This is a genomic window from Roseinatronobacter sp. NSM (assembly GCF_052379845.1).
GTDB lineage: Bacteria > Pseudomonadota > Alphaproteobacteria > Rhodobacterales > Rhodobacteraceae > Roseinatronobacter.
The window spans coordinates 1-4505 of sequence record NZ_JBQTCF010000074.1; the positions used below are offsets into that span (position 1 = coordinate 1).

The 4505-nt window shown below is 55.2% G+C and carries 5 protein-coding genes; all 5 read right to left on the minus strand.

Features of this window, described 5'->3' with window-relative positions; translation table 11 throughout:
* Positions 1-346, minus strand: a 346-nt coding sequence (locus ACTZWY_RS19525; RefSeq protein WP_444792373.1) for a TSUP family transporter, incomplete at its 3' end; no start/stop codon positions are given.
* Positions 347-406: 60 nt separating this feature from the next.
* A complete protein-coding gene (locus ACTZWY_RS19530; protein WP_444792374.1) occupies positions 407-1420 on the minus strand; it encodes an ABC transporter permease in 1014 nt (337 codons plus the stop codon).
* Between the two features lie 35 nt (positions 1421-1455).
* Positions 1456-2991: a sugar ABC transporter ATP-binding protein gene (locus ACTZWY_RS19535; protein WP_444792375.1), complete on the minus strand. Its 1536-nt coding sequence runs from the start codon at positions 2989-2991 to the stop codon at positions 1456-1458.
* 85 nt (positions 2992-3076) lie between these two features.
* Positions 3077-4006, minus strand: coding sequence for a substrate-binding domain-containing protein (locus ACTZWY_RS19540; protein WP_444792376.1), 930 nt, complete (start codon positions 4004-4006; stop codon positions 3077-3079).
* A 279-nt stretch (positions 4007-4285) separates the two neighbouring features.
* Positions 4286-4505 (minus strand): hypothetical protein (locus ACTZWY_RS19545; RefSeq protein ID WP_444792377.1); only part of this gene is annotated, 220 nt, incomplete at its 5' end.

A 4505-nucleotide genomic window follows, 5' to 3' on the forward strand; every position in this document is an offset into this window, starting at 1 on the left:
CGGCGATCACAAAAGCGACTGAAACAAGCCCGACGATCAGCCGCACAGTAGCGTCAGAGACAAATTCGGCAGTGGCCCAACCGACCCCAATCCCGATGACTGCGCTTGGCAGGATTTGCCGCAAGATCTGGAAGTCGACCCAGCGGCGCCAGCTGATCAAGCTGATCACATCCATAACCAGCAAGACCGGTAAGAGAATCGCGGCCGCGGTCACTGGCGGCATTACCAAAGCCATTAACGGCACGCCGAGCAGGCTCATTCCGCCAAGGCCACCTTTGGAAAGCCCGACGAGAATTACAGCAATGGCGGTGACGATCAGTTCGGTCGGTGAAGTAAAGAAATTCAAAGCACTATGCCAAAATAAAGCCCGACGCATGCGGCGCCGGGCTTAGTCCAATGGCGAACGTCAAGCTTTCTTGACGCGCGCCTTCTGACGGTAGGTATCGGCTACGACGGCGGCGACGATGATAACGCCCTTGACCATTTCCTGATAGAAAGCATCAACCCGGAGGAAGGTGAATCCGGACATCATCAAACCCAAGATCAGCGTGCCGATCACTGTCCCGAATATCCGTCCTCGGCCACCCGCCAGCGAGGTGCCACCAATGACTGCGGCAGCGATTGCGTCCAGCTCCAACATCATGCCCATCCCCGACTGCGCAGTTTCAGCACGGGCGGCGGTCACGATCCCGGCAAGCCCTGCAAGCAGGCCGGCAATGGCATAGACCTTTATCAGGTGGGTCTTCACGTCAATCCCTGAGACCCGTGCGGCCTGCGGGTTTGCGCCAATCGCATAGGTGTATTTTCCGTAGCGTGTGTAGCGCAGCGCAATATGGAAGATCACTGCTACAGCCAAAAAGATGAAAACCGGGTTCGCCCCCGCGCCAAGCGCAGCAAAACTGTCAGTGGGAAAACTGACGGGTTGGCCGTTTGTATACCATTTCGCGACGCCGCGTGCTGTAACCATCATACCAAGTGTTGCGATGAAGGGCGGGATACCTGTCAAGGCAATAAGCGCACCGTTGACGATTCCGGCCAACATCCCAACCGCCAAGCCTATCAGCAATGGCACGATCATCGGAAGATCAGTGAGCGACGGGTATATCGCGCGCGCAAAGTCACTGGACTGTGCAAAGCTCATGCTAATCATCGCAGTCATGGCCACTATCGATCCCGATGAAAGGTCAATCCCCCCGGTGATAATGACCTGAGTGACACCGATCGCGATGATGCCGACGACAGAGACCTGAAGGATCATGATCGTCAGACGTCGCGTGTTCATCAAGAAGCTCTGGCCCTGAAATATCCAGCCAAGAATCTCGAAGACCAGCGCAACACCAACGAGCACCAAAAGGATGCTCAGCTCTGGTGGGAGGCTGCGCCGTCTTTGTGTTACGGGTTCAATCTGCACGTTTTCCATAGATATTCCTCCTCCTCGCAAAGGCCGCGCAGGCCTTAGCGGGCTGCCAACTCCATGATTTTCACCTGATCTGCCTCGGCTCGATCCAGAATGCCGGTCATATGCCCCTCATGCATGACCAGTATTCGGTCGGACATGCCCAGAACCTCTGGGAGCTCTGAAGAGATCATGATTACCGCGACGCCTTGCTGTGCTAGGCGAGAAATAAGACGATGGATTTCTGCCTTTGCTCCCACGTCAATACCGCGAGTGGGTTCGTCGAGGATCAGAATTCTGGGCTGGGTCATGAGCCAGCGTGCGATCAGCACCTTTTGTTGGTTTCCGCCGGAAAGGTTTTCAATACGCTCGTCCAGATTAGGAGTTTTGATCCTCAGCTTGTCTTTCATGCCGTCACAAAGATTAAGCAGTGCGTTCTCATCAACAAAGCCGAGTTTGACATGATCGGACTGCAAGGCCGCAACCTGCATGTTCTCGATAATCGAGAGGGGCAGGAAGCAGCCAGTCTCCTTTCGGTCCTCGGTCAGGAAGGCCATGCCTTCGCGCATTGCATCGATTGGCGACTGGATTTTCGTCTCATTCCCGGCGATACAGATCGTTCCACTTTGCGCCGGTGTGACCCCGAAAAGCGCCTCGGCCACATTCGATCTGCCTGAGCCGACCAGTCCTGCCAGTCCCAGGATCTCGCCCCGGCGCAGTTCGAAGCTGATGTCATGGAAGACGCCAGGCAGCGTCAAGTTTCCGACCGACAAGATCGTATCGCCGATCTCCGCCGCTTCTTTTGGGAACATCTCAGTAATCTCGCGCCCGACCATCATGCGGATAATATCGTCCCGCGTAACATCGGTGCTGACATGAGTGCCGACATATTTGCCATCCCGAAATACTGAGAATTCATCTGCAATCTCGAACAGCTCGTTCATCTTGTGCGTAATGTATACAATGCCAACGCCGCGTGCTTTGAGATCTCGGATGATGGCGAACAAATGCTCCACTTCGGTTTCTGTGATGGCAGAGGTGGGCTCGTCCATGATCAGAACGTCGGATTCGTGGCTGACGGCTTTTGCAATTTCCACCATCTGACGCTGCGCCACGGTGAGTGTGCTGATTTCTGCAGCCGGGTTAATCTTGATGTTGAGCTGATCGAACAAATTCTGCGTCATTGCGTTCATTTTTCGGTGGTCGATCAGACCAAGCGAATTCTTGGGCTCGCGCCGTATCCATATGTTTTCAGACACCGTCATCCAAGTCATCAGCGCCAGTTCCTGATGGATCATGGCTATGCCCTGATCGAGGGCATCAAGGGGGCTGCTCAGCGCAACATCCTTTCCGCGAAGGCGGATAGAGCCACGGTCGGGGGTGTAGATCCCGGCGATAATCTTCATGAGTGTGGATTTGCCCGCGCCATTCTCGCCCATCAGTGCGTGGACAGATCCGGGGCGCAGGCGAAACTGCACATCATCCAGCGCGACAACCCCGGGAAATTCCTTTCGGATCCCCTCGATTTCAAGAATGTACGGCAGACCTTTCTGCTTGTAGCGCGCAATCGCGTCTTGTGTGCTCGACGAAACCAACCTTCCCCTCCCCGAAAAAGTCTGCTGGGCATATGATCCCAAAATGTGACACGGGCATCCGGACGAAGCCGGATGCCCGTTCGAATCAATTCTGATCGACGTATTCGGCAACGTTTTCAGGCGTGACCAGTTCGAAAGGGATGCCCACACGCTGCGGGACGTCTTCTCCGCGGATGATGCTCAGAACTGTGTCGAGAGACCCCTCGCCTTGTCCCCGGGCGGATTGATACACCGTCACGTCCAGATCTCCGGCTTGCAAGGCTGCCATTGCGTCCTGCGTAGCGTCCACGCCACCTACAACCACGTCGCCCATCGAGATACCGGCGGCTTTGAGTGCCTGGATTGCACCGAGTGCCATTTCGTCATTGTTTGCGAAAACCGCATCGGGCTGCATGCCCGAGGAGAGCCAGTTGGTCATCAGGTCCAAGGCGGCTGTGCGCATCCAGTTCCCGGTCTGCGAATCCAACACGTTGATCCCAGAACACTCTTCAGACTGAAGCACACGCTCGACTGCGGCAGTGCGTCCGCGTTGCCCGGTAGTTCCAAGCTGACCCATCAGGATCACCGCGTCGCCCTCGCCACCAAGAAGGCGGCACATTTCCGTTGCCTGCAATTCCCCGGCCTGTTCCTCATCGGACCCAACCCACGCCTGTTTGGCAGGAAAATCGTCCATGTTGGCGGGCAACATGTTGACGAAAATCAGTGGAACATCCGCGCGTTCAGCAATACGCGACATTGCTCGGCCTGAATCGGCGTCGACCAGCATGACGATCACGCCGTCAACGCCGGAGGCGACAAAATTTTCGATCTGGGATTGTTGACGCGCAATATTGCCCTGCGCGTCTTCCATCTGAACAGTGACACCGAGATCATCAGCATGACGTTGGATGTTATGACGCAGAACAGTCAGGTAGTTGTCATCGAAAAGCGACATTGCGACGCCGATCGTCTGGGCCTGTGCCGCGCCTGCCATGAGCCCGCAGAAAGCGGTTGCCGTTACTAGCTTCTTAATCATGAGAGCTTCTCCTCCTACTGTTGCATCCGATTTTTTTTCGTCGATTGCACTCAAGTTTCCAATTTGAGAGGCAGCATCAGGTGCTGAGCGAAACCTTCGGCTCGCTTGATGTTATTTTCCTGATGAACCCCTCTAGCCTCGCCCGAGAATATCTGCGGCGAAGCTGGTCAAGCGGATTTCCTCAACTCCGCGAAGCAGAGAGAATCCCTGCCTCGGAGATGACACTAGCCACTTTGCAGTAGTCGCGCAACAAAAATTGCAGCAACTCACAAAAGCAATTTATGCTCCCAAATTATGCGTATCTGTCCAGCGAGGATAGGTTTGCAGCCTTTCAATACCGAATTTTCTTGTGACGGTTTTTCCATAAGGAGCTTTGGTGCCTAGCCTCTTAACGCCACGTTCAGCGGAAGCATTTCCGCTACCTAACATTCCGCTTCCGCCCTCCAGGTCGATCAGCCAACACTTGCGGGTTGCTGCATGACCGTCCGCAGTGAGGCCT